Source organism: Bradyrhizobium sp. CCBAU 51745, from assembly GCF_028128715.1.
Taxonomy (GTDB): Bacteria; Pseudomonadota; Alphaproteobacteria; order Rhizobiales; family Xanthobacteraceae; genus Bradyrhizobium; species Bradyrhizobium manausense.
Genome location: NZ_LBJP01000007.1, coordinates 562,514 through 586,020, shown reverse-complemented (window position 1 = coordinate 586,020; position 23,507 = coordinate 562,514). Strand labels below are relative to the sequence as shown.

Below are 23,507 nucleotides of genomic sequence, written 5' to 3'. Positions count from 1 at the left end.
GAAATTTAACCATGCAGGCCTTCGACACCGACGTGCGTCACCGCATCATCAAGCTGGTGAAGGGCATCCTCGAGCAGAACTCGCTCAGCGCTGACGTCACGCCGTCGACGAAGCTCGTCGATGCCGGCCTGACCTCGATGGACATGGTCAATTTGATGCTGGGTGTCGAAGCCGAGTTCGACTTCACCATTCCGCAGACCGAGATCACGCCGGAGAATTTCCAGTCGGTCGAGACGCTGGAACGCATGGTCGCGACGCAGCTGAAGCTGGCGGCGGCGGCTTAGCTTCGCCGGGACGACACTGAATGTGTGGCAAGCGCCTAGGCTTGTCACGCTCCGCCACCACACCCCCGTTCCAAATTCGCCGCAAAACTGGCATAGCTTAACCATGTCGCACGCGGCGGACAGGGGTGAGTAGGCATGACACAGGCGGTATTGGGCATCATCGGCGGCTCCGGCATCTACGATTTGCCGGGTCTGGAGGGCGCACGCGAAGAGGTGATCGGGAGCCCCTGGGGCGAGCCGTCGGCGCCGGTGCGGCGCGGCACCATCGCGGGCCTGCCGATCGTATTCCTGCCGCGCCACGACAAAGGTCATCGGCTGTCGCCCTCCGACATCAACTACCGCGCCAATATCGACGTGCTGAAGCGCGCCGGTGTCACCGATCTGATCTCGCTTTCGGCCTGCGGCTCCTTCAAGGACGAGATGCCGCCCGGCACCTTCGTTCTGGTCGACCAGTTCGTCGACCGTACGCACAAGCGCGAGAGCTCGTTCTTCGGCAAGGGTTGTGTTGCGCATGTCTCGATGGCGCATCCGGTCTCGCCGCGGCTGCGCATTCATCTCGCCGCAGCGGCCGAGGCCGAGGGTATCGCGATCGCGCGCGGCGGCACCTATGTCTGCATGGAGGGACCGCAATTCTCCACCTATGCGGAGAGCATGACCTACAAGACGCTGGGCTATTCCGTGATCGGCATGACGAACATGCCCGAGGCCAAGCTCGCGCGTGAGGCGGAGATTTGCTACGCGACCGTGGCGATGGTGACGGATTTCGATTGCTGGCATCCCGATCACGACGCCGTCACCGTGCAGGACATCATCCGCGTGCTGACCTCAAACGCCGACAAGGCAAAGTCACTCGTGGCACGGCTGGCCAGGGATTTTCCGCGCGAGCATGAGCCGTGTCCGATCGGATCGGACCGGGCGCTCGACACCGCGCTGATCACCGCGCCCGAGGCGCGCGATCCCGAGCTGTTGAAGAAGCTCGATGCGGTGGCCGGGCGCATCCTGCGCGGTTGAGACGCAACAAGGTCGAAAGGCAGAACGCCATGAAGGTCGACGGCAAGCATTTCCGCAGCATCTGGCGCGAGCGCGACGGCTGGTCGGTCGGTGCGATCGATCAGCGTCGGCTGCCGCATGAATTCGTCGTTGCGCGTTTGACCTCATGCGAGGACGCGGCGGTCGCGATCCGCGACATGCTGGTGCGCGGTGCGCCGCTGATCGGCGCCACCGCCGCCTACGGCATGGCGCTGGCGATGCGCGAGGACGCATCCGACGCCGGACTGAAGCGCGCCTACGACACGCTGGTCGTGGCGCGGCCGACCGCGATCAATCTGAAATGGGCGCTCGACGAGATGCGCGCGACGCTCGCGCCGATCGATCCGGTCGAACGGGCGGAAGCGGCCTATGCGCGCGCCGACCAGATCGTCGAACAGGATGTCGAGATCAACCGCGGCATCGCCGGCAACGGGCTGAAGCTGATCGAGGCGATCGTGACCAGGAAGAAGCCGGGCGAGACCGTCAACGTGCTGACCCATTGCAACGCCGGCTGGCTCGCGACTGTCGATTGGGGCACGGCAACCGCACCGATCTATCTCGCGCATGAGCGCGGCATCAAGATCCATGTCTGGGTCGATGAGACCCGTCCGCGCAACCAGGGCGCCTCGCTCACCGCGTGGGAGCTTGGCCATCACGGCGTGCCGCACACCGTGATCCCCGACAACACCGGCGGCCATCTGATGCAGCACGGCATGGTCGATCTCGCCATCGTCGGCACCGATCGCGTCGCCGCCAATGGCGACGTCTGCAACAAGATCGGCACCTATCTGAAGGCGCTCGCAGCGCACGACAACAACGTGCCGTTCTATGTCGCGCTGCCGTCGCCGACGATCGATTTCGCGGTGAATGACGGCATCAGGGATATCCCGATCGAGCAGCGCAGCGGAGCCGAGGTAACGGACATGACCGGCCGCACGGCCGATGGCCGGCTCGAGACCGTGCGCATCGTGCCGGAAGGTTCGCCTGTTGCGAATTACGCCTTTGATGTGACCCCGGCGCGCCTCGTGACGGGCCTCATCACCGAACGCGGCGTGCTGAAACCTGATCGTGCTTCGCTCGCGGCTGCGTTCCCTGAGCGCATCGCTGCCGCCACAGAGTAGCTCTCGTAGGGTGGGCAAAGGCGCGAAAGCGCCGTGCCCACCACATGCTTTTGGTGGGCACGCTTCCGCTTTGCCCACCCTACGGCATTGGCGAACTATCCCAGCTTCATCTCCGTCGCCGCCTCGAGCTCCGCGATCGCCTGCGCCCCGCTCGTCACCTTGATCGTGGTCATGCCCATCTCGCGCGCGGGCTTCAAATTGACCCCGAGGTCGTCGAGATAGACGCATTTCCTCGGATCGACCTGCAGCGTTTCGACCATCAACTGGTAGATGCGCGGGTCCGGTTTGCGCAGGCCGATCTTGGCGGATTCGATGACGTGGTCGAACAACACCATCACCTCGGCGACATAGAGCGAGCGCCCGGTCATGCTGCCGATGGCGTTGGCCGGAAGGTTGTTGGTGATGCAGCCGGTCTTGAACCCGGTCTTGATGCGCTTCAGCGCCTCGACCATCTCGGGACGGAGATCGCCCTGGAGCAGCGGCAGCACGTCGCGGCCGCGCACTTCGGCGCCGAGCGCCAGTGATTCCGCCGCGAACAATTTGTCGAATGTCTCGATGTCGACCTCGGCGCGCTCAAATTTGGCCCAGGCATTTTCCAAATGGTTGGCGGCGTTGGTACGCCTGATAATGTCGACGGGCAGGCCACGCTCGGTCTCGAACCGCGAAAACGCCTCGAACGGCGAGCTCGTCAACACGCCGCCAAAATCAAAGATCACCGCCTCGATCGCCAATGTCCCGCCCTCGTCAATTGCTTTCCAAGACGGCTAGCATGCGCTATCGGCAAGGACCAGTCCTGCCGATGCCCGAACCTGTTCCATGAAGAAGCTTGCCATATTCGCCATAACCGCGCTGCTGGTTGCGACGCCCGCTCATGCCATCGTCGGCGGCGGCACGCCGCAGACGGAAGGCGTTGCGCGCGCGGTTGTCACCATCGTCGGCTCGCGCGGCAATTTCTGTACCGGCACCTTGATCGCTCCGATGCTTGTGCTCACGGTCGCGCATTGCGTGCAGCCGGGCGCAGACTACAAGATCGTCGAGCGAGGCGCGGACGGTCAGCCGCAACTGCTGAACGTGCGCACCGTTGCGATCCATCCGGGCTTCAACATGCAGGCAATGCTGGCGCATCGCGCCACGGCCGACGTGGCATTGCTGCAACTGGAAATTCCACTCAAGGGAAAATCGACGGTGCCGGTCGGAGCGCCAACTATTCCAGTCCAGGTCGGCAGTCGCTTCACCATCGCCGGGATCGGCGTCACCGTGCGCGGCGACGGCAAGAGTGGCGGCACGATTCGCGTTGCGGGCCTCGTTGTTACCGGCCAGCCCGGCACGTTCCAGATCCGTCTGGTCGATCCCGTAACCAACGGTGTTCGCGACGGAATCGGCGCCTGCACCGGCGATTCCGGTGGTCCCGTGTTTGAGGACAAGCCTGGTGGCGCGGTGCTTGTCGGGGTCATCAGCTGGTCGACAGGGCCGAATAATGCCGCGGGCTGCGGCGGATTGACTGGTGTCACGCCGCTGACGCTCTATCGCGACTGGATCCTGCAGACGGCGCGGAGCTGGGGCGCGGCGTTGTAGTTTGATCGCGACTTGATCTATGTCATTTTGCAAGGGAAGCGCGGTTGGCAACCATGCCCGTCGCGGAGGAAACGCGTCGCCAAGCAATGGCGGCCTGAAAATGACAAGGCATAGAAGCAAAAATGAATGTCGCTGTTCGCAGTCACGCCGCCACTCAACAGGCCTCAGAACATTTCGACGTGCTGATCGTCGGCGCCGGCATCTCCGGCATCGGCAGTGCCTACCACATCGAAAAGCAGCTGCCGGGCACCAGCTACGTCATCCTGGAGACGCAGGCGACATTCGGCGGTACCTGGAGCACGCATCGTTATCCCGGCATTCGCTCGGACAGCGATCTCCATACCTTCGGCTACAGCTTCAAGCCTTGGGTCGGGCCGCCGATCGCCACCGCCGAGGAGATCCTCGCCTATATGAAAGAGGTGATCGACGACAACGATATCGCTCGCCACATTCGCTACAAGCACAAGATCATGTCGGCGAGCTGGTCGAGCGAGCGGAATCTCTGGACCATCGAGGCGGTGACGACGGATACCGACGAGGCAAGGACCTTCACCGCAAACTTCCTATGGATGTGTCAGGGTTACTATCGCCATTCCGAAGGCTACACGCCGGAATGGAAGGGCATGGACCGCTTCAAGGGGCGCATCGTCCATCCGCAGACCTGGCCTGACGACATCGACCTCAAGGACAAGAGGGTCGTGGTGATCGGCTCGGGGGCGACTGCTGCGACGCTGGTGCCGAACATCGCGGACGACTGCGCGCATGTCACCATGCTGCAGCGCTCGCCAACCTATTTCCGCCTCGGGCGCAACGCCATCGAGATCGCCGAGGAATTGCGCCGGCTTCAGGTCGATGAAGCCTGGATCCACGAGATTGTCCGGCGCAAGATCCTGTTCGAGCAAGACGCATTCACAAAGCTCTGTCTGGCCAGGCCCGAGCAGGTGAAGAAGGAGCTGATCGGCCAGATCAGCGCGGTGCTCGGTCCTGATTACGACGTCGAGACGCATTTCACGCCGAGCTACCGGCCGTGGCGGCAGCGCATCGCTTTCGTGCCCGATGCCGATTTGTTCAAGGGCATCGCCAGCGGCAAGGCTTCGGTCGTCACCGACGAGATCGAATGCTTCGTCGAGAACGGTATCCAGCTCAAGTCAGGCAAGTTGCTGGAGGCCGATGTCATCGTCACCGCGACCGGTTTCAATCTCTCGGCGCTCGGCGACATCGCCTTCGAGATCGACGGCAAGCCGCTCGCTTTCGGCGACACCGTCACCTATCGTGGCATGATGTTCACGGGTGTGCCGAACATGGTCTGGGTGTTCGGCTATTTCCGCGCGAGTTGGACCTTGCGCGTCGATCTGGTCGCCGATTTTGTCTGTCGCCTGCTCGGTCACATGAAGGCGAAGGGGGCGAAGAAGGTCGAGGTCAAATTGCGGCCCGAAGATCACAACATGCCGATCCTGCCCTGGATCGATCCGGAAAACTTCAATCCCGGCTATATCATGCGCAACATGAACCTGCTGCCCAAGCGTGGTGACAAGCCGGAATGGCAGCACAGCCAGGATTACTGGACCGAGAAGGACGAGATCCCGAAGACGGATCTGGATGACAAGGCGTTTGTGTATGGGTGAGGTGGTTCTTGATGTGTTGGGCGAGAGCATCCGCTCCGCACTCCACTGTCGTCCCGGCGAAGGCCGGGACCCATAACCCCAGGGAGTAGTTTGGCGAAGACTCGTTGTCCGGTACGACTAGCTTCCAAAATCGAGAGATCACGCGGTATGGGTCCCGGCCTTCGCCGGGACGACACCGGTTGTTAGGCGCTAGCGTTCCAACTCATTCCTGATAGGCCTACGAATTCCTCCTTGTCGCATTCGTCGCGATTGCTGCCGCCGCCGTCCGGTTCTCCACGCCGAGTTTCGCGTAGATCTGCTCCAGATGCTTGTCGACCGTGCGCGGGCTGAGGCCCAAAATCTGCGCGATGTCGCGGTTGGTCTTGCCCTTGCTGAGCCAGGCCAGTACCTCGCCCTCGCGTGTGGTGAGGCCGAGCTCGCTGGTGAATTCCGGCGGCAGCGCGGTGCCGGCCTCTTTCGACAACCGCAGCAGAAACTCGTTCGGCGCGGTTTCGCCCATGTAGTAGAAGCGGAGCTGCGGATTGTCGGGCAGCGAAGCGGTCTGCGACTTCGCACTGCCCTTGCCTTTCGCCTGCTCCAGCCATTGCAGCAGCGACGGCGGCAGGACGAAGTCATCCGTCTGCATGCCATGGTGATCGGCGAGAAGCTTCTGGGCCTGCGGCGTTGCCCAGAGGATGTGGCCCTGACGGTTGACTGCGAACAGGAAGCGGCCGGAGACGTCGAGCGCGGCGCGCGCGCTCTGGGTCAGCCGCGCATTGCCGAGATGGACGCGGATGCGTGCCAGCATCTCCTCGATCACGATCGGTTTTGTGACGTAGTCGACCCCGCCGGCTTCCAGTCCGCGCACAATATGCTCGGTTTCGGCGAGGCCGGTCATGAAGATCACGGGCACATTGGCAAGGCCGGTGTCGCGCTTGAGTCGCCGGCAGGTCTCGAATCCATCCATGCCTGGCATCACGGCATCGAGCAGCACGATGTCGGGCGTGATCTGGTCGACGATGCGCATCGCGCTGGCGCCGTCGAGCGCGACCATCACTGTCATCCCGGCGCCGTCGAGCGCGTCGGTCAGCAGCCTCAGCGTCTCCGGCGAGTCGTCGACAACGAGCGCGACGTCGCGCTTTTTCGGCTCAATGCTCATAAGCATGCAGGTTTTTCAATGTTCTCATGTATTGGTCGAGGTCGAAGCGATCGACCAGCGATCGCATTTCCGCGACGAAGTCGGCATGTTCAGGGTGTTCGCTGCCGATCTCGTCCAGCTTGAGCTGGATGGCTTTGACGTAGCCGATCTGGCCGAGCCCGATCAGCGCCTCGATGTGCCTGGCCGGGGGGCGCGAGCCGCTCTCCGGCCGCCACAACGGCACGGCCGTCTCGTCGGAGCCGTACTGCCATTCGATCTTGAGCAGCTGTCGAATGGTTTCCAGCAATCGGGGAATGTCGATCGGCTTCATCAGATAGCCGTCGTGGAACGGCTGTGCCAGCGGCGCGCCGTGCGCCTCCAGCGCGCTCGCCGACACCATCAGGATACGGGCCTGGTGATGACCGTCGGCGCGCAGCTGTTCCGCGACGGTCCAGCCGTCCATGGCCGGCATCGAGATGTCGAGCAGGAACAGATCGGGCCGGCAATGCTTCGCCAGCGCGAGGCAGCCGGGACCGTCGCCGGCGCTCAGCAGGATGAAGCCGAGCGGCGTCAGCACCTCGCGCAGGAGATCGCGATGAACAGGGTCGTCGTCAGTGATGAGGATGGTCTTGCGCGCGCCGTGATAGCCCGAGATTGGCGCCTCCACCGGCGCGGTGCGCCTGGGATTGGTGACCTCCGACAGCAGCATCTTCACCTTGAAGGTGCTGCCGCGGCCGACGGTGCTGGTGACCTTGATGTCGCCGCCCATCACGCCGGCGAGCAACCGGCTGATGGTGAGCCCCAGCCCTGTGCCCGTCTGCGGCTGCGAGACTCCGAGCGCGCCGCGCTCGAACGGTGCAAAGATGCGTTCAAGATCGTCGCTCTGGATACCGGGCCCGGTGTCGATCACCTCGAACTCGGCGACCGGGCTGCGGTAATGGACCACGAACTGCACGCTGCCGGTCTGGGTGAACTTGATGGCGTTGGAGAGGAGGTTGATCAGCACCTGGCGCAGCCGCTTCTCGTCGGCATAGACCACTGTCGGCAGTGTAGCCGGACGCCGGAACACGAAGTCGATGCCCTTGGCGCCGGCCTGGAGGCGGAACATGCCGACGAGCTGATCGAGGAATTCGCTCAGGCGGACTTCGTCGCGGGAGAGATAGAGCCTGCCAGCCTCGATCTTGGAAATATCCAGAATGCCGTCGATCAGGCCGGAGAGGTGGTCGGCGCTGCGACGGACGACGCGGACCTGATCGCGCGGCTTTGTATTGAGCGACGCATCCTGCTCCAGCAGCTGCGCATAGCCGCTGATCGCGTTCAGCGGCGAGCGCAGCTCGTGGCTCAGCCCCACCACATAGCGGCTCTTGGCGAGGTTGGCGGATTCGGCGACCTCCTTGGCGCGCTGCAGCTCGGCGTCTGTGCGCTTGTGCGCGTCGATTTCCTGGATCAGCAGCGCGGTCTGCCGGCGCGTCTCGGCCTCCGCGGCGCGGCGGCTCTGCTGCGCCAGCACGAACAGCCAGGCGACCACGCCGATGATGATGCTGAGCGAGAAGAACACCTTCCACAGCACGTTGGAGACCAGCGCGTTCTCGCCATGCACGCTGGCCGAGGTCTGCAGATAGATCAGCCCGAGCACCAGCGCGACGAGGCCTGCGGAGACGACGAAGACACCGATATAGTGCCCGAATTGCGAGTTGATGCGCTGATAGATCGGCTGCGGCAGGATCTTGCCGAGCGCCTCGGAGAACTGCACCTGCGCGCGCCCATGCGGCTTGCAGAGATCGTGGCAGCGCGCATCGAGCGAACAGCATAGCGAGCAGATCGGGCCGGCATAGGCGGGGCAGGAGGTGGTATCCTCCGGCTCAAAACTGTGCTCGCAGATGCAGCACTGGATCGCCTCGATATTGGCCCAGCTCCGCTTCGGCTTGCGGGCGATGTAGAATTTTCCGTCCGTGAGCCAGGCGATGATCGGCGCGGTGACGAAAGCCACCGTCAGCGCAACGAACGCCGCGAGCGCCTTCATGGTCGGGCCGAATAGGCCGTAGAACGCCGCGATGGAAACGATGATCGCGAGAGTCATCGCGCCGACGCCGACCGGATTGATGTCGTAGAGATGCGCCCGCTTGAACTCCATCTGCGGCGGACGGAGGCCGAGCGGCTTGTTGACGACGAGATCGGACACCAGCGCGCCGACCCAGGCGATCGCGACGTTGGAATAGAGCGCGAGCGTCTGCTCCAGCGCCTTGTAGACGCCGATCTCCATCAACAGCAGCGCGACCATCACGTTGAACACCAGCCAGACCACGCGTCCGGGGTGGCTGTGCGTCAGGCGCGAGAAGAAGTTCGACCAGGCGATCGAGCCGGCATAGGCGTTGGTGACGTTGATCTTGATCTGCGACAACACCACGAAGAAGCCGGTCAGCGCCAGTGAAAGATCCGGATCCGACAGCACGTAGCGAAACGCCACCAGATACATGTGCGCGGGCTCGGCGGCTTCCTCGGGCGGCACGCCGTGGCTGAGCGCAAAAAAAGCGAGGAACGACCCCGCCAGCAGCTTCAGCGCACCGAGCACGATCCAGCCCGGCCCTGCGCTCATCAGCGCGATCCACCACGACGCCCTGGAGGTGCGACGGTCGCGCGGCAGGAATCGCAGGAAGTCGACCTGCTCGCCGATCTGCGCCACGAGCGAGAATACGACGGAGGATGCGACGCCGAACAGCAACAGATCGAAATGGCCGCCGAGATCGCCGTGCTCGCCGGCGAATTTGTGCCATTCCGTGAAAGAGTGCGGGTTGGCCCACGCGATCGCGGCAAAGGGCAGGATGTGCAGCACGACCCAGAGCGGCTGCGTCCAGAGCTGGAAGCGGCTGATCAGCGTGATGCCGTAGGTCACCAGCGGAATGATCGCGACCGCGCTGATGAGGTAGCCGATCGGGCGGGGAATCCCGAGGCACATCTCCAGTGCGGTTGCCAGGATCACCGCCTCAATCGCAAAAAAGATGAAGGTGAAGGAGGCGTAGATCAGCGAGGTGACGGTCGAGCCGATATAGCCGAAGCCGGCGCCACGGGTGAGGAGGTCAATGTCGATGCCGCATTTGGCGGCATAGTAGGCAATCGGAACCCCGCAGCAGAAGATGATGGCGGAGACGACGAGAATTGCGGATGCGGCGTTGGTCACGCCGTAGTTGAGGGTGATGGTGCCGCCGATCGCCTCCAGCACCAGGAAGGAGATCGCGCCGATCGCGGTGTTGGCGACGCGGGCGGCGGACCAGCGTCGCGCGCTCTTGGCGGTGAAGCGCAGCGCGTAGTCTTCCAGCGTCTGGTTGGCGACCCATTGGTTGTACTGGCGCCTGACGCGGTCTATTCGCTGCCGCCCTGCCACGCTTTACCCCACTCCCGATGCGGACCCGGAGCCCTCGCAAATCCCGTACCAAAAGCCTACGTCGGTATTTTGCGGTGCAGTATACGCGATCTTGCGTATGCTTGCGGTGCACAAATTCGAGCCATCCTCACGACACCAATCGCGTGTCCTCGAACAAACAGTGGGGTGCTCATGTCAGACGAAACCAACAAGGGCTTGTTGTCGCCGCTCCGGCGCAAACTATTGATGGGAATGGCGGCCGTCCCTGCCATCACGATGCTGCCGCGGACGTCGTTTGCGCAGACCCCGGCGACCTCGGCGGTGAACACCACCGGCCTCGCGGTCACCGACACCGAGGTGACGGTTGGCATCCTGCATTCGGCGACCGGCACCATGGCGATCTCCGAGACCGGTTCGATTGAGGCCGAAAAGCTCGCCATCGAGCAGATCAACGCCGCCGGCGGCGTGCTCGGACGCAAGATCAAGTTCATCCAGGAAGACGGCGCCAGCGACTGGCCGACCTTCGCCGAGAAGGCGAAGAAGCTGCTCGTGAACGACAAGGTTGCGGCGATCATGGGCTGCTGGACCTCGGCCTCGCGCAAGGCGGTGCTGCCGGTCGTCGAGCAGTACAACGGCATGCTCTACTACCCGACCTTCTATGAAGGCCTCGAGCAGTCCAAGAACGTGATCTACACCGGCCAGGAAGCGACCCAGCAGATCCTCGCCGGTCTCAACTGGATCGCCAAGGAAAAGGGCGCCAAAACCTTCTTCTTCATCGGCTCCGACTACATCTGGCCGCGCACCTCCAACAAGATCGCGCGCAAGCACGTCGAGAACGTGCTGAAGGGCAAGGTCGTCGGCGAGGAGTATTATCCGCTCGGCAACACCCAGTTCAACTCGGTCATCAACAAGATCAAGCTGACCAAGCCCGACGTGATCTTCACCGACGTCGTCGGCGGCTCCAATGTCGCCTTCTACAAGCAGCTCAAGGCTGCCGGCATCGATCTCGCCAAGCAGCCGCTGCTCACCATCTCGGTCACCGAGGACGAAATCGACGGCATCGGCGGCGAGAACATCGCGGGCGCCTATGCCTGCATGAAGTACTTCCAGTCGCTCGACAATCCCAACAACAAGGCCTTCGTGCCCGCGTTCAAGAAGATGTGGGGCGAAAAGACCGTGATCGGAGACGTCACCCAGGCTGCCTATCTCGGCCCGTGGCTGTGGAAGTTGACGGTCGAGAAGGCCGGCTCCTTCGACGTCGACAAGATCGCTGCGGCTTCGCCCGGCGTCGAGTTCAAGGGCGCGCCGGAAGGTTATGTGCGCATCCACGAAAACCATCACCTCTGGTCGAAGACCCGCGTGGGCCGCGCCAAGCTCGATGGCCAGTTCGAGCTGATCTACGAGACCGCCGACCTCGTCGAGCCGGATCCGTTCCCGAAGGGTTACCAGTAAGTCGCGGCCTCTCCGGCAACGTCCCTCAAGCTCAAGCCTCTCCCTGGCGTGGATTGCAAGTCCATGCCCAAGACCCCGCGTCGCGCATTTGCGCGCGACGCGGGACCCTATTCCCTGACGGAGGACATCGATGTTCGGCGACTACTCGCTTGGTGACCTTGGCTCCATCTTCGTCATGCAGGGCTTTGCAGGACTGATCCTGTTCTCGGTCTACGTGCTGATGGCGCTCGGGCTTGCGATCATCTTCGGCCAGATGGGCGTCATCAACATGGCCCATGGCGAGTTCATGATCCTGGGGGCCTACGTCACCTGGATGACCTCCAATCTGTTCCAGGCCTACATGCCTGGTCTGTTCGGCGGCTACTTCTTCCTCGCCATGATCCTCGCCTTCCTCGCCTCAGGCGCGCTGGGAATGCTCGTGGAATGGGTGCTGATACGTCACCTCTACAAGCGTCCGCTCGACACGCTGCTGGCGACCTGGGGCCTCAGCCTGATGTTGCAGCAGGCCTATCGTTCCGTGTTCGGCGCGCGCGAGGTCGGCGTCGAGCTGCCGCAATGGATGCTCGGCTCTCTGCAAGTGACCAGCAGCATCGAAGTCCCCATCAACGGCGTATTCGTGATGTGCCTGACGGTGCTGATCACCATCGTGGTCGCCTATGTCATGTTCAAATCGCGCTGGGGTCGCCAGGTCCGCGCGGTGGTGCAGAACCGCATCATGGCTGGCGCCGTCGGCATCAACACCGAGAAGGTCGATCGCTACACCTTCGGCCTCGGCTGCGGCATCGCGGGCGTCGCCGGCAGCGCCTTCACCATGATCGGATCGACCGGGCCGACCTCGGGGCAGCTCTACATCGTCGACACATTCCTTGTCGTCGTGTTCGGCGGCGCCGCCAGCCTGCTCGGCACCATCGCCTCGGCCTTCTCGATCTCGCAGACGCAATCCACCCTCGAGTTCTTCATGTCGGGCTCGATGGCCAAGGTGCTGACGCTACTCGCCGTTGTCGGAATCCTGATGCTGCGGCCGCAGGGGCTGTTCGCCCTCAAGGTTCGCAAGTGAGAATATGAGGCTGATGCAATGACCGACAACAGGTTCTTCAATCGATCAGAGTTGATCGGAATTCTGGTGCTCGCGGTGTTCCTGGTCGCGGTGTTGCCGCTCACGCTCGATGTCTTCAGGCTCAACCTGGTCGCAAAGTACCTGACCTACGCCTTCGTTGCGCTGGGCCTTGTCATCTGCTGGGGCTATGGCGGCATCTTGAGCCTCGGCCAGGGCGTGTTCTTCGGGCTCGGCGGCTACTGCATGGCGATGTTCCTCAAGCTCGAAGCCTCGAGCGTGGAGAACACCAAGATCCAGTCGACGCCGGGTATCCCTGATTTCATGGACTGGAATCAGCTGACCGCACTGCCGTTCTTCTGGAAGCCGTTCCACAGCCTCACCTTCACCATCGCGGCGATTGTCCTGGTGCCCGGCATCTTCGCATTGATCATCGGCACCGCGATGTTCAAGCGCCGCGTCGGCGGCACCTACTTCGCCATCATCACCCAGGCGGTCGCGGCCATCCTCACCATCCTGATCGTGGGCCAGCAGGGCTACACCGGCGGCATCAACGGCATGACCGATTTGCGCACCCTGAAAGGATGGGACATCCGGCCCGATCACGCCAAGATCGCGCTGTACTTCTTCGAGGTCGGCTGCCTGTTCGTCTGCATCATGATCGCGCAGTTCGTCCGGCACTCCAAGCTAGGGCGCATCCTGGTCGCGATGCGCGAGAAGGAGGACCGGGTCAGGTTCTCCGGCTACAGCGTCGCCAACTTCAAGATCTTCGCCTTCTGCATCGCCGCTGTGTTCGCCGCCGTCGGCGGCGCCATGTTCGCGCTCAATGTCGGCTTCATGTCGCCGTCCTTCGTCGGCATCGTGCCCTCGATCGAAATGGTGATCTATACCGCCGTCGGCGGCCGGCTGTCGATCCTCGGCGCCATCTACGGCACGCTGCTGGTGAACTTCGCCAAGACCAGCCTGTCGGAAACCTTCCCCGAATTGTGGCTGTTCGGTCTCGGCGGTCTGTTCATTGCCGTGGTGCTCGCATTCCCGAACGGTCTTGCCGGGATCTGGGGCGACTACGTGCAGCCACGCATCGAGCGCGTGATCGCCTCGCGCAAACCCAAGCCTGAAGGGTGGACCGACGGCTCGGTCGCCGACGGCGCCCCGGCGGAGTGAGGAGATCATCATGCTCATCGGTCATCACGATGCCGATGCCGCGTTAGCAATGAGGAAATAGATCATGCTCATCGGTCATCAGCCCAAGGAATTCCTGCTCGCGGTCGAGGCCCTGACGGTGTCGTTCGACGGCTTCAAGGCGGTCAACGATCTCTCCTTCTATGTCGACGAAAACGAGATCCGCGTCATCATCGGCCCCAACGGCGCCGGCAAGACCACCGTGCTCGACCTGATCTGCGGCAAGACCAAAGCGACCTCAGGCTCGATCCAGTTCCGCGGCAAGGAGCTGACGCGGATGAAGGAGAACGAGATCGTCAAGGCCGGTGTCGGGCGCAAATTCCAGAACCCGTCGATCTACGACGATCTCACGGTGTTCGAGAATCTGGAGATCTCCTATCCGCGCGGACGCTCGGTGTTCGGCGCGCTGACCTTCACCCGCGATGCCGCCGTGCGCGATCGCGTCCACGAGGTCGCCGAGATGATCTTCCTGAAGGACAAGCTGAACATGAGCGCCGACCTGCTCAGCCACGGCCAGAAGCAATGGCTCGAGATCGGCATGCTGCTGATCCAGGATCCGGACCTCTTGATGCTAGACGAGCCCGTCGCCGGCATGAGCGTGTCCGAGCGTGCCAAGACCGCCGAGCTGCTCAACCGCATCATCCAGAACCGTTCGGTGCTGGTGATCGAGCACGACATGAAGTTCGTCGAGAATATCGCGCACAAGGTCACCGTGCTGCACCAGGGCCAGATCCTCTCCGAGGGCACCATGGAGAAAGTGCAGAACGATCCCAAGGTCATCGAAGTGTATCTGGGGCACTGACGATGGCGAAGTTGGTCGAGTCTGTCGCGGCAACGACGGTCCACCTCTCCCTATGGGAGAGGTCGAATTGCGCCTTGCGATGCGAAGCGTCGTCAAGTGCAATTCGGGTGAGGGGTTCCGCTCTCTCGAGGGACCTGCACCCCCGCACCCGCGCCTTCGGCGCGACCTCTCCCCGGTGGGGAGAGGTGAAGGAACACCGAGCCTAGGAGTACGACGATGCTGGCAATTTCCGATCTTCACGTCGCCTACGGCCAAAGCGAGGTGCTGCACGGGCTCAACGTCAAGGTCGCGCCCAACGAGATCGTTGCGATCATGGGCCGCAACGGCATGGGCAAGACCACGCTGATGAAATCGCTGATGGGCATCCTGCCGGCTAGAAGCGGCTCAGTGACCATGGACGGCGCGGAGCTCGGCGGCCTGCCGAGTTATGAGCGCGTCGCCAAGGGCCTCGCTTATGTGCCGCAGGGCCGCATGATCTTCTCCACCATGACGGTGAAGGAAAACATCGAGACCGGCCTCGTCGTCTCCGGCGGATCGGAAGTACCAAGCGACATCTATGAGCTGTTTCCGGTGCTGCTGGAGATGAAGGGCCGCCGTGGCGGCAATCTTTCCGGCGGTCAGCAACAGCAGCTCGCGATTGCGCGGGCGCTCGCGACCAAGCCGAAGGTGCTGCTGCTCGACGAGCCGACCGAGGGCATCCAGCCGTCGATCATCAAGGACATGGCGCGGACGCTGAAACGCATCCGCGACGAAAAGGGGCTGTCGATCGTCGTCTCCGAGCAGGTCCTGAGCTTCGCGCTCGATATCGCCGACCGCGTGCTGGTGATCGAGAACGGCGAGATCGTGCGTGACGACCCGCGCGATGCTGTCGATGCCGCGCAGGTCTCGAAATATCTGTCCGTCTAACCAACCGTAGTAAAAGGGGAGCATCTCGATGCCAGAGACACTGATCAAGGTCGATCTCACCAAGTCGGCCTACGAAAATGACATGGTGCATAACCGCTGGCACCCAGACATCCCGATCGTGGCCTGGGTCAATCCCGGCGACGATTTCATCATCGAGACCTATGACTGGACCGGCGGCTTCATCAAGAACAACGACTCCGCCGACGACGTGCGCGACATCGACCTGTCGATCGTGCACTTCCTCTCCGGTCCGATCGGCGTCAAGGGCGCCGAGCCCGGCGATCTCCTCGTGGTCGACCTGCTCGACGTCGGCCCGCTCAAGGAGAGCCTGTGGGGCTTCAACGGATTCTTCTCCAAGCAGAATGGCGGCGGCTTCCTCACCGACCATTTTCCGCTGGCGCAGAAATCGATCTGGGACATCAAGGGCCTCTACACCTCGTCGCGCCATGTGCCCGGCGTCAACTTCGCCGGCCTGATCCATCCCGGCCTGATCGGCTGTCTGCCTGATCCGAAGATGCTGGAGACCTGGAACAAGCGCGAGGCCGAGCTGATCTCGACCAACCCGACCCGCGTGCCTGGTCTCGCCAATCCGCCGTTCGCGGCAACGGCGCATGGCGGCCGTGCCAAGGGCGACGTCAAGGCCAAGATCGGCGCCGAGGGCGCGCGCACCGTGCCGCCGCGCGAGCATGGCGGCAATTGCGACATCAAGGATCTCTCGCGCGGCTCGAAGATTTACTTCCCGGTCTATGTGCCCGGCGCGGGTCTCTCCATGGGCGATCTGCATTTCAGCCAGGGCGACGGCGAGATCACCTTCTGCGGGGCCATCGAGATGGCCGGCTGGCTGCATCTCAAGGTCGAGGTGATCAAGGACGGCATGTCGAAATACGGCATCAAGAATCCGATCTTCAAACCGTCGCCGATCACGCCGAACTACAAGGACTATCTGATCTTTGAAGGCATCTCGGTCGACGAGGCCGGCAAGCAGCATTATCTCGACGTCCACATCGCCTATCGCCAGGCCTGTCTCAATGCCATCGAGTATCTGAAGAAGTTCGGCTACTCCGGCGCCCAGGCCTATTCGATCCTCGGCACCGCGCCGTGCCAGGGCCACATCTCCGGCGTGGTCGACGTGCCCAACGCCTGCGCCACGCTGTGGCTGCCGACCGAGATCTTCGATTTCGACGTGATGCCTTCGGCGGCGGGCCCGATCAAGCACATCACCGGCGATATCAAGATGCCGATCTCGCCGGACAAATGATCGTGCGTTCTATCCCCGTCATCCTGAGGTGCTCGCCTTGCAAGGCAAGGCGAGCCCCGAAGGACGACGGCTCGGCTGCATCTCGGCCGTACATCCTTCGAGGCTCTCGATGAGGCGCAACGCGCCCCATCCAGAGCGACTCAGGATGACGGATCAAGGAACACGAAGGACAACACGATGCCGGTCTATGAATATCTCTGTGACGACTGCGGACCTTTCAAGGACCTCCGCCCGATGGCGGAATGCGACGATCCGCAAAACTGTCCGCACTGCGAGACGATGGCGCCGCGCGTGATCCTGACCGCACCGAACTTCTTCTGCATGCCGGCAGACAAGCGCAAGGCGCACGCCGTCAACGAGCGCAGTGCGCACGCGCCGCAGACGTTGGCACAATACAAGGCCTCGCACGGCCCCGGCTGCGGTTGTTGCTCATCGGGCAAGACCGTCAAGAACAAGAACGCGGCGGACAAGAAGAAGCCCGCGCGTTTGATCACCAAGAGCAAAAGTGGCGCCAAAGGCTTTCCCACCGCGCGGCCCTGGATGATCAGCCACTAACGCCACGCCAACATCAATCAAATAAAGTACAGGAGCGCTCAACATGCTTCACGGCGATATTTCCAGCAGCAACGACACCGTCGGCGTCGCAGTGGTCAACTACAAGATGCCCCGCCTGCACACCAAGGCCGAGGTGCTCGACAACGCCCGCAAGATCGCCGACATGATCGTGGGCATGAAGGTCGGCCTGCCCGGCATGGATCTCGTGATCTTCCCGGAATATTCCACGCAAGGCATCATGTACAACTCCAAGGAGATGTATGAGACGGCCTCCATGGTGCCGGGCGAGGAGACGGCGATCTTTGCCGAGGCCTGCCGCAAGGCGAAAGTGTGGGGCGTGTTCTCGCTGACCGGCGAGCGCCATGAGGAGCATCCGCACAAGGCGCCCTACAACACGCTGATCCTGATGAACGACAAGGGCGAGATCGTGCAGAAATATCGCAAGATCATGCCGTGGGTGCCGATCGAAGGCTGGTATCCCGGCAATTGCACCTATGTCTCCGAGGGCCCGAAAGGCCTCAAGGTCAGCCTGATCATTTGCGACGACGGTAATTATCCGGAGATCTGGCGCGACTGCGCGATGAAGGGCGCCGAGCTGATCGTGCGCTGCCAGGGCTACATGTACCCGGCCAAGGAGCAGCAGGTCATGATCTCCAAGGCGATGGCCTGGGCCAACAATGTCTATGTGGCGGTCGCCAACGCCGCCGGCTTCGACGGCGTGTATTCGTATTTCGGCCATTCCGCGATCATCGGCTTCGATGGCCGTACGCTCGGCGAGTGTGGCGAGGAGGATTACGGCATCCAGTACGCCCAGCTCTCGAAACACCTGATCCGCGATGCGCGCCGCAACGGCCAGTCGCAGAACCATCTCTACAAGCTGGTCCATCGCGGCTACACCGGCATGATCAATTCCGGCGACAGCCCGCGCGGCGTCGCGGCCTGCCCGTATGATTTCTACAAGAACTGGATCAAGGACCCCGAGGGTACCCGCGACATGGTCGAGGCCATGACGCGCGCCACGCCGGGCACCGCCGAATGCCCAATCGACGGCATCCCGAACGAGGCCGCGCCGAGCAACTATTAGGGGTAGATCCTATCGCTTCGGCTGCGCCGGCTTGCGCGGCGGACGCGGGGCCGCGGCGGGCGCAGGCAGCCCGCTCATCTTGTTGGCGGCTTCGCTGACGTCGAGCAGCGAGCGACGGGTCTCCTCGAGGAAGCTTGCCGATTTCTTCTTCATGGTGTCGGCGAGCTCGTGCAGCCCCTTCACCTTTTCGAACAGCTCGTCGGCCTTGCCGTCGACGAAACCCGGCACCGCACCCTCGATCTTCGAGACCGCCTTGTCGAATCCTGCAAAGGCGTTGTCGACCTTGAGCATCACGGCGTCGATCTCCTCGCCCTTGCCGCCGAGATCGGCTGTATAGTTTTCGAACGTGCGCAGACCGTCCTTGATCGCGGGCGCGTTGCTGACGATGGTGCGGTCGACGCTGTGCAAGGTGTCGACGATGGATTCGGCGTCGCTGAGATCGGCGGTCAGCACGGGGATGCCATCCGAGTCCAGCGGCACCGGTGGCGCCGACGGGGCACCACCGATCAGCGAGACCGCGGCAACGCCGGTGAGGCCCTGGAACTCGATGCCGGCCACCGTGTCCTTGCGGATCGGCGCGGTGTTGTCGAGCGACACCAGCGCCACGACCTTGCGCGGACTTTCCAGCTTGATCGACAGGATCTGGCCGGCGGGCACGCCGTCGAAATTGACCGGACCGCCGCGGCGCAGGCCGCTCGCGGAGCCGCCTTCGAAAACGACGCGCAGTTGGCTGCGGCTCTGGCTGGCGCGCCATTTCTGCACGCCGAGCAGGCCGCCGAACGCGACGGCGATCGCCGTCAGCGTCGCCGTTCCGATCACAAGATTGCTCGCGCGTGCCATGAAGTGGAGTCTACGGCCAATGCCGGGAAGTTGGAAGGAGGCAGTCATGGTACGTAGGGCGGGTTAGCGAAGCGTAACCCGCCGTTTTTGTCTCCAGTGGTGCAAAATTGGCGGATTACGCTGCGCTAATCCGCCCTACGGCCCTACGCGAACTCAATGCCCGGCGGCGCGCTTGGCGGCGGCATTGTTCAGCACGATCAGCGCGTCGACGGCCACGCCCGTCCTGGCATTGATCAGGAACGGATTGACGTCGATCGAGGCAATCCGGTTGCCGGCATCCGCAATCAGATTGGACAGGCCGACCAGCGCCTTGACGGCCGAGGCCTCGTGCAGCGCCGGCTTGCCGCGATAGCCGCGCATCTTGACGCCGGCCTTGGTCTGGCCGATCAAAAGCCGCGCCTCGGCCTGGTCGAGCGGTGCGCCTGATAGCGCCACGTCCTTCATCAGCTCGATATCGATGCCGCCGGTGCCGAACAGCACGACGGGGCCCATCTCGGCATCGAGCGAGGCGCCGACGACGAGCTCGAGATCGGCCTTGACCTGCTGTGCGATCAGGATGCCGTCGAGTTTCGGCCTGCCCTTTAGCTTGTTCACCCGCGCGGTGATGTCAGCGAACGCCTGCTTCACCTCGGCCGCGCTGTTGAGGTTCAGCACCACGCCGCCGATGTCGGATTTGTGCAGGATCTCGGCGCTGACGACCTTTGCCACGACCGGAAAGCCGATCTGCCTGGCGATGTCCGCGGCTTCTGCGGCGGTCTGCGCGATTCCCTCCTTCGAGACCGGGATGCCATAGGCCTTCAGCAGCTTCTTCGACGCGACTTCGTCGAGCGCGGCGCCGTGCGCCGACTTCAGCGTCTTCTCCAGCAAGGCGCGTGCCGCCGGCTTCGAGCTCGAGACGATGTCGGGCACTTCCTTGCGCAGTTTCGCATAGGCGAGCAGTGATTTGATCGCGGTCACCGCGCGGTCCATGCCCTGCATCACCGTCAGATGCGGCAGCGACTTGCGCAAGTCCTTGGTGAACTCGGTGAAGCCGATCGACATCGCGCTGATATAGATCACGGGCTTTCCGGCCCGGCCCGCCATCTCGTTGACGATGCGCAAGTTCCGCTCGCGTTGCTCGTGCGGCGCCTTTGGAAACTCGGCGTCGACGATGACGATGTCGATATCGGGATCGTCGATCATCAGCTTGATCGACTTCATGTAGACGGAGGGATCAACCACCGCGGCAAAGCCGGCGTCGAGCGGATTGCCCACGATCGAGCCCGGTCCGAGCATCTTGCTGAGCTCGCGGCTGACATGCGGGCTGAGCGGCGCGAAACTCAGCCCTTGTGCAAAGAAGGCATCGATCAGCATGCCGCGCTTGCCGCCTGACAGCGTCACCGCCGCGAGCCGGTCGCCCTTGGGCACGGTGGCGTGGACGAAGCATTCGGTGGTCTCGATCAGCTCGTCGAGGCCGGCGACGCGGATCACGCCTTCGCGCGTTGCAATCGCATCGAATGTCTCGATCGAGCCCGCGAGCGCGCCGGTGTGTGCCATCGCGGCGGCGCGGCCGCCCTCCGATGACCCGAGCTTGAGCGCGATGACCGGCTTGCTGGCGGCGCGCGCGGCCTTGCAGGCATCGCGAAACGCTCTGGTGTTGCGCACGCCCTCGAGATAGACCACGATCACCTTGATGCTCGGATCCTCGGCGAAATAGCGCATCAGGTCCGGTGTCTCGAGCCCGGTCTCGTTGCCTGTTGTCACCATGTAGCCGACACCGACGCCGCGATCTTCCAGCGCCTGCCTGATTGCCATGACGATGGCGCCCGACTGCCCGGCGATCGCCACCGCGCCTTGTTCCATGGTGACGGTTCGGTCGTCGATATTGGTGAAGAGCTTTTCGCCGGCGCTCAAATTGCCGAGGCAGTTCGGACCGGTGACGGCGAGCCCCGTCTCGCGCACCGCCTGTTGCAGCTCGGCGGCGAGCCTCTGGCTCTCCTCATCCTGCAATTCGCTGAAACCCGAGGTGACGATGGTCGCGGACCGCGCGCCGGCAGCGGCGGCGTCGCGGATCACCTGCACGGCAAAGCGCGCGGGCACCAGCACGAGAACATGGTCGGGCTTTTCCGGGAGGCTCGCAAAGTCCTTGTAGCAAGTGACGCCCCAGATGCTCTCGCGCCTGGCGTTGACAGGGTAGAGCCCGCCCTCGAAGCCGTATTTGACCAGATTGTTCCAGATGCGCTCGGCGTAATTGCCCGGCTTGTCGGTCGCACCCACCAGCACGATGTTGTGTGGATGCAGCATGGCGTGGATGCGCTTGACGATGTCGCCGGCATCGGGCGGTGGCGACCATGGACGGCCAGGAACCGACGCGACTGAGACCTGAGCTTCCATGGCGTGACCTCACCTGTTGTTCTTCTTGGCGGCGCGTCAGCTGATCGTAGGGTGAGTTGACAGGAGTGGCAACCGGCGGCGCTGCATGCCGCGTGGCGGAATGCGCGGCGGATCGCACGTAACCGCGCCGTTCTCAGTAGCGCAGCAGGCCCAATTTGTAGCTGTAGTGATAGGCCAGCTGCCGCAGCAGATAAGGCGCAATGGCGCGCCTTATCTGCATCTGCGTCGGATCGAATCCGAGGACGCGACGCCGCAGGATGCCCATCTCCTTGACACCGATTGCATAGGTTGCCGTCGTCTTCTGTGCGTCATGGATCCGGAAGCAGGAAAGAAACCGCGGCAGGCGTACGAACTTGAATCCGGCGGCCTGTGCCCGCAGGATGAAATCCCAGTCCATCGCGAAATGGAAACTTTCATCGATTGGACCGATCTTGTCCCACACGCGCTTGCGCCAGAACATCGTCTCCTGCGGAATGTAGTCGGCATATTGTAGCGTCTTGTCATCGTGGCGAGGCAGCACCGCGCGTCCAACCTCAAGCCCATCACGATTGATGAAGATGCGGTTGCCGTAGACAATGTCGACATCGGGATGCGACATGAAATAGTCGACGACATGAGCGAGCGTCCCAGGCAGCAGCATGTCGTCGCTGTTGAGATAGGCCATGATCTCGCATTCGACGCCGGCAAAACCGAGATTGATGGCGTTGGATTGGCCGTTGTCCGGCTCGCTCCTCCAGCTGATGCTGTTGCCGCGGCTCTTCAGGAGATCAACCGTGCCGTCGATCGAGGCGCCGTCCTGCACGTGATAATAGAGATTCGGGTAAGCCTGGCCGACGATGCTGTCGATCGTGGCGCCGATATAATCCGCATGGTTGTAGCTTGGCGTGACCATCGCGATCCGCGGTGCGTTCGCAGGGATCGCAGGTGGGGACTTGAACGCGTTGAGGTTGAGCAGGCGCGGCAGATGTTGCTCGAAGGTCCACATTGGGGGACGCCGCCAGAGACCGCGGAACGAGGCCCGTCTCTGGCCGGCCGCAACGAGACTCAGGTTGCGCTCCAACAGCGCGACGCGGTTTTCCAGCTGTTCCAATCGGTATTCGAGACCCTGCCTGAAGTCTTCGTCCATCTACCCCGTGTTCCCGCCCGGCTCCGCCACAAAGATCCGCAGGCCTTCTTATAGGTCTCCTGCCGGCAGCGCCAGTTCAGCGGCTGACGACGTCGCTGTTGCGGACGTCAGCCCTGCGAGCCCGAGATCAAACTTCGCAATTGCGAACGGCTATTCACGATCATCCACCAAGGTCGCACGCAGCAGGTAGCGCTCCGGGCCGGAGGTGAGAGCGTCGAACGGCCAGCAAGTCGCAAGGACAAGCTCTGAACCTTGAGTTTCGGGATCGATGTCAGACGCGTCGAAATAGACGATCGTCGAGGAATCCACCCGATAACGAAAACGGTTGCCGTCACTGCGTGTGACGTCGATCACATCACCGATGACGACGTTTCGCAGGAAGCGGAAATGTGTATCGCGATGTGCCGCGTAGACGGCAACCCCGCGCTCGCCGGCGTCAACCGTGCGGTCGACGTGGCCGGGCCCAAAGGCGAGCGCCTGGCCGCTCGTGCCTTCCAGCACGATCGCGCTGGCGCCGATCCGCTTGACCTCGATCCGCGCCACCGGCCAGGTGTCGGCCCAGGACCATGGCTTGACCGGCTGGCCGGTCGCAATGCTCCGTTCGAACGCATGCTCCAGCAGCACCTGGGCGAGCCACGCCTTGGCGTGGATGTAGGCGCCGTCACCGAACAGGATTGATCCGACCAGCGCCAGGACCAGCGCCAGGACCTGCGCCAAGTCCAGAGGCGAGATGAGGCGGGGCATGGCGTATCTCTCGTTCGTC

Annotated in this window: 20 protein-coding genes; 13 read left to right on the top strand and 7 right to left on the bottom strand. The window is 63.0% G+C overall.

Annotation, left to right across the window (positions count from 1 at the left end; genetic code table 11):
- Positions 1 to 11 precede the first annotated feature (11 nt).
- The 3 genes from XH98_RS09970 to mtnA all read left to right on the top strand — a co-directional run bounded on the left by XH98_RS09970 (position 12) and on the right by mtnA (position 2,434).
- Positions 12 to 284, top strand: coding sequence for a phosphopantetheine-binding protein (locus XH98_RS09970; protein ID WP_271598104.1), 273 nt, complete (start codon positions 12 to 14; stop codon positions 282 to 284).
- A gap of 135 nt (positions 285 to 419) precedes the next feature.
- Positions 420 to 1,295, top strand: coding sequence for an S-methyl-5'-thioadenosine phosphorylase (locus XH98_RS09965; protein ID WP_271598105.1), 876 nt, complete (start codon positions 420 to 422; stop codon positions 1,293 to 1,295).
- A 29-nt stretch (positions 1,296 to 1,324) separates the two neighbouring features.
- Positions 1,325 to 2,434: an S-methyl-5-thioribose-1-phosphate isomerase gene (gene mtnA, locus XH98_RS09960; RefSeq protein WP_271618491.1), complete on the top strand. Its 1,110-nt coding sequence runs from the start codon at positions 1,325 to 1,327 to the stop codon at positions 2,432 to 2,434.
- A gap of 95 nt (positions 2,435 to 2,529) precedes the next feature.
- Here the strand turns inward: mtnA and XH98_RS09955 are convergent, their stop codons facing one another.
- Entirely contained in the window at positions 2,530 to 3,165 is a 636-nt protein-coding gene (locus XH98_RS09955; RefSeq protein ID WP_271618490.1) for an HAD-IA family hydrolase, read from the bottom strand.
- An 85-nt stretch (positions 3,166 to 3,250) separates the two neighbouring features.
- Here XH98_RS09955 and XH98_RS09950 point away from each other — a divergent pair, with 85 nt between their 5' ends.
- A complete protein-coding gene (locus XH98_RS09950) occupies positions 3,251 to 4,009 on the top strand; it encodes a S1 family peptidase (RefSeq protein WP_271598108.1) in 759 nt (252 codons plus the stop codon).
- A gap of 122 nt (positions 4,010 to 4,131) precedes the next feature.
- Complete coding sequence (locus XH98_RS09945; RefSeq protein ID WP_271618489.1) at positions 4,132 to 5,634, top strand: flavin-containing monooxygenase; 1,503 nt, start codon at positions 4,132 to 4,134, stop codon at positions 5,632 to 5,634.
- A 217-nt stretch (positions 5,635 to 5,851) separates the two neighbouring features.
- Here XH98_RS09945 and XH98_RS09940 read toward each other — a convergent pair whose 3' ends face one another.
- Entirely contained in the window at positions 5,852 to 6,778 is a 927-nt protein-coding gene (locus XH98_RS09940) for a response regulator (RefSeq protein ID WP_057749923.1), read from the bottom strand.
- Positions 6,762 to 10,133 carry a hybrid sensor histidine kinase/response regulator gene (locus tag XH98_RS09935; protein WP_271618488.1) on the bottom strand — a complete coding sequence of 1,124 codons (3,372 nt, stop codon included), beginning with the start codon at positions 10,131 to 10,133 and terminating at the stop codon, positions 6,762 to 6,764. The genes XH98_RS09940 and XH98_RS09935 overlap by 17 nt, the downstream gene beginning before the upstream one ends.
- A gap of 171 nt (positions 10,134 to 10,304) precedes the next feature.
- Here XH98_RS09935 and urtA point away from each other — a divergent pair, with 171 nt between their 5' ends.
- From urtA to XH98_RS09895, 8 genes are all read left to right on the top strand, one after another.
- Positions 10,305 to 11,564, top strand: a complete 1,260-nt coding sequence (gene urtA / locus XH98_RS09930; protein ID WP_057749917.1) for an urea ABC transporter substrate-binding protein — start codon at positions 10,305 to 10,307, stop codon at positions 11,562 to 11,564.
- Between the two features lie 130 nt (positions 11,565 to 11,694).
- Positions 11,695 to 12,621, top strand: a complete 927-nt coding sequence (gene urtB / locus XH98_RS09925; protein ID WP_057749914.1) for an urea ABC transporter permease subunit UrtB — start codon at positions 11,695 to 11,697, stop codon at positions 12,619 to 12,621.
- An 18-nt stretch (positions 12,622 to 12,639) separates the two neighbouring features.
- Positions 12,640 to 13,782, top strand: coding sequence for an urea ABC transporter permease subunit UrtC (gene urtC / locus XH98_RS09920; protein WP_271618487.1), 1,143 nt, complete (start codon positions 12,640 to 12,642; stop codon positions 13,780 to 13,782).
- 64 nt (positions 13,783 to 13,846) lie between these two features.
- A complete protein-coding gene (gene urtD, locus XH98_RS09915) occupies positions 13,847 to 14,602 on the top strand; it encodes an urea ABC transporter ATP-binding protein UrtD (protein ID WP_271618486.1) in 756 nt (251 codons plus the stop codon).
- 216 nt (positions 14,603 to 14,818) lie between these two features.
- Positions 14,819 to 15,508, top strand: a complete 690-nt coding sequence (gene urtE / locus XH98_RS09910) for an urea ABC transporter ATP-binding subunit UrtE (protein WP_220005406.1) — start codon at positions 14,819 to 14,821, stop codon at positions 15,506 to 15,508.
- Between the two features lie 28 nt (positions 15,509 to 15,536).
- The gene (gene fmdA / locus XH98_RS09905) at positions 15,537 to 16,766 is read left to right on the top strand and encodes a formamidase (RefSeq protein ID WP_271598114.1); all 1,230 of its coding nucleotides are present in this window, start codon (positions 15,537 to 15,539) and stop codon (positions 16,764 to 16,766) included.
- A 177-nt stretch (positions 16,767 to 16,943) separates the two neighbouring features.
- A complete protein-coding gene (locus XH98_RS09900; RefSeq protein ID WP_271598115.1) occupies positions 16,944 to 17,321 on the top strand; it encodes an FmdB family zinc ribbon protein in 378 nt (125 codons plus the stop codon).
- A gap of 43 nt (positions 17,322 to 17,364) precedes the next feature.
- Positions 17,365 to 18,405, top strand: a complete 1,041-nt coding sequence (locus XH98_RS09895) for an aliphatic amidase (RefSeq protein ID WP_271618485.1) — start codon at positions 17,365 to 17,367, stop codon at positions 18,403 to 18,405.
- A gap of 9 nt (positions 18,406 to 18,414) precedes the next feature.
- Here XH98_RS09895 and XH98_RS09890 read toward each other — a convergent pair whose 3' ends face one another.
- From XH98_RS09890 to XH98_RS09875, 4 genes are all read right to left on the bottom strand, one after another.
- A complete protein-coding gene (locus tag XH98_RS09890) occupies positions 18,415 to 19,245 on the bottom strand; it encodes an MlaD family protein (RefSeq protein WP_271618484.1) in 831 nt (276 codons plus the stop codon).
- Positions 19,246 to 19,398: 153 nt separating this feature from the next.
- Positions 19,399 to 21,618: an acetate--CoA ligase family protein gene (locus tag XH98_RS09885; RefSeq protein WP_271618483.1), complete on the bottom strand. Its 2,220-nt coding sequence runs from the start codon at positions 21,616 to 21,618 to the stop codon at positions 19,399 to 19,401.
- 133 nt (positions 21,619 to 21,751) lie between these two features.
- A complete protein-coding gene (locus tag XH98_RS09880) occupies positions 21,752 to 22,744 on the bottom strand; it encodes a glycosyltransferase family 2 protein (RefSeq protein WP_271598119.1) in 993 nt (330 codons plus the stop codon).
- A gap of 150 nt (positions 22,745 to 22,894) precedes the next feature.
- The gene (locus XH98_RS09875; RefSeq protein WP_271598120.1) at positions 22,895 to 23,488 is read right to left on the bottom strand and encodes a class GN sortase; all 594 of its coding nucleotides are present in this window, start codon (positions 23,486 to 23,488) and stop codon (positions 22,895 to 22,897) included.
- Positions 23,489 to 23,507: the final 19 nt, after the last annotated feature.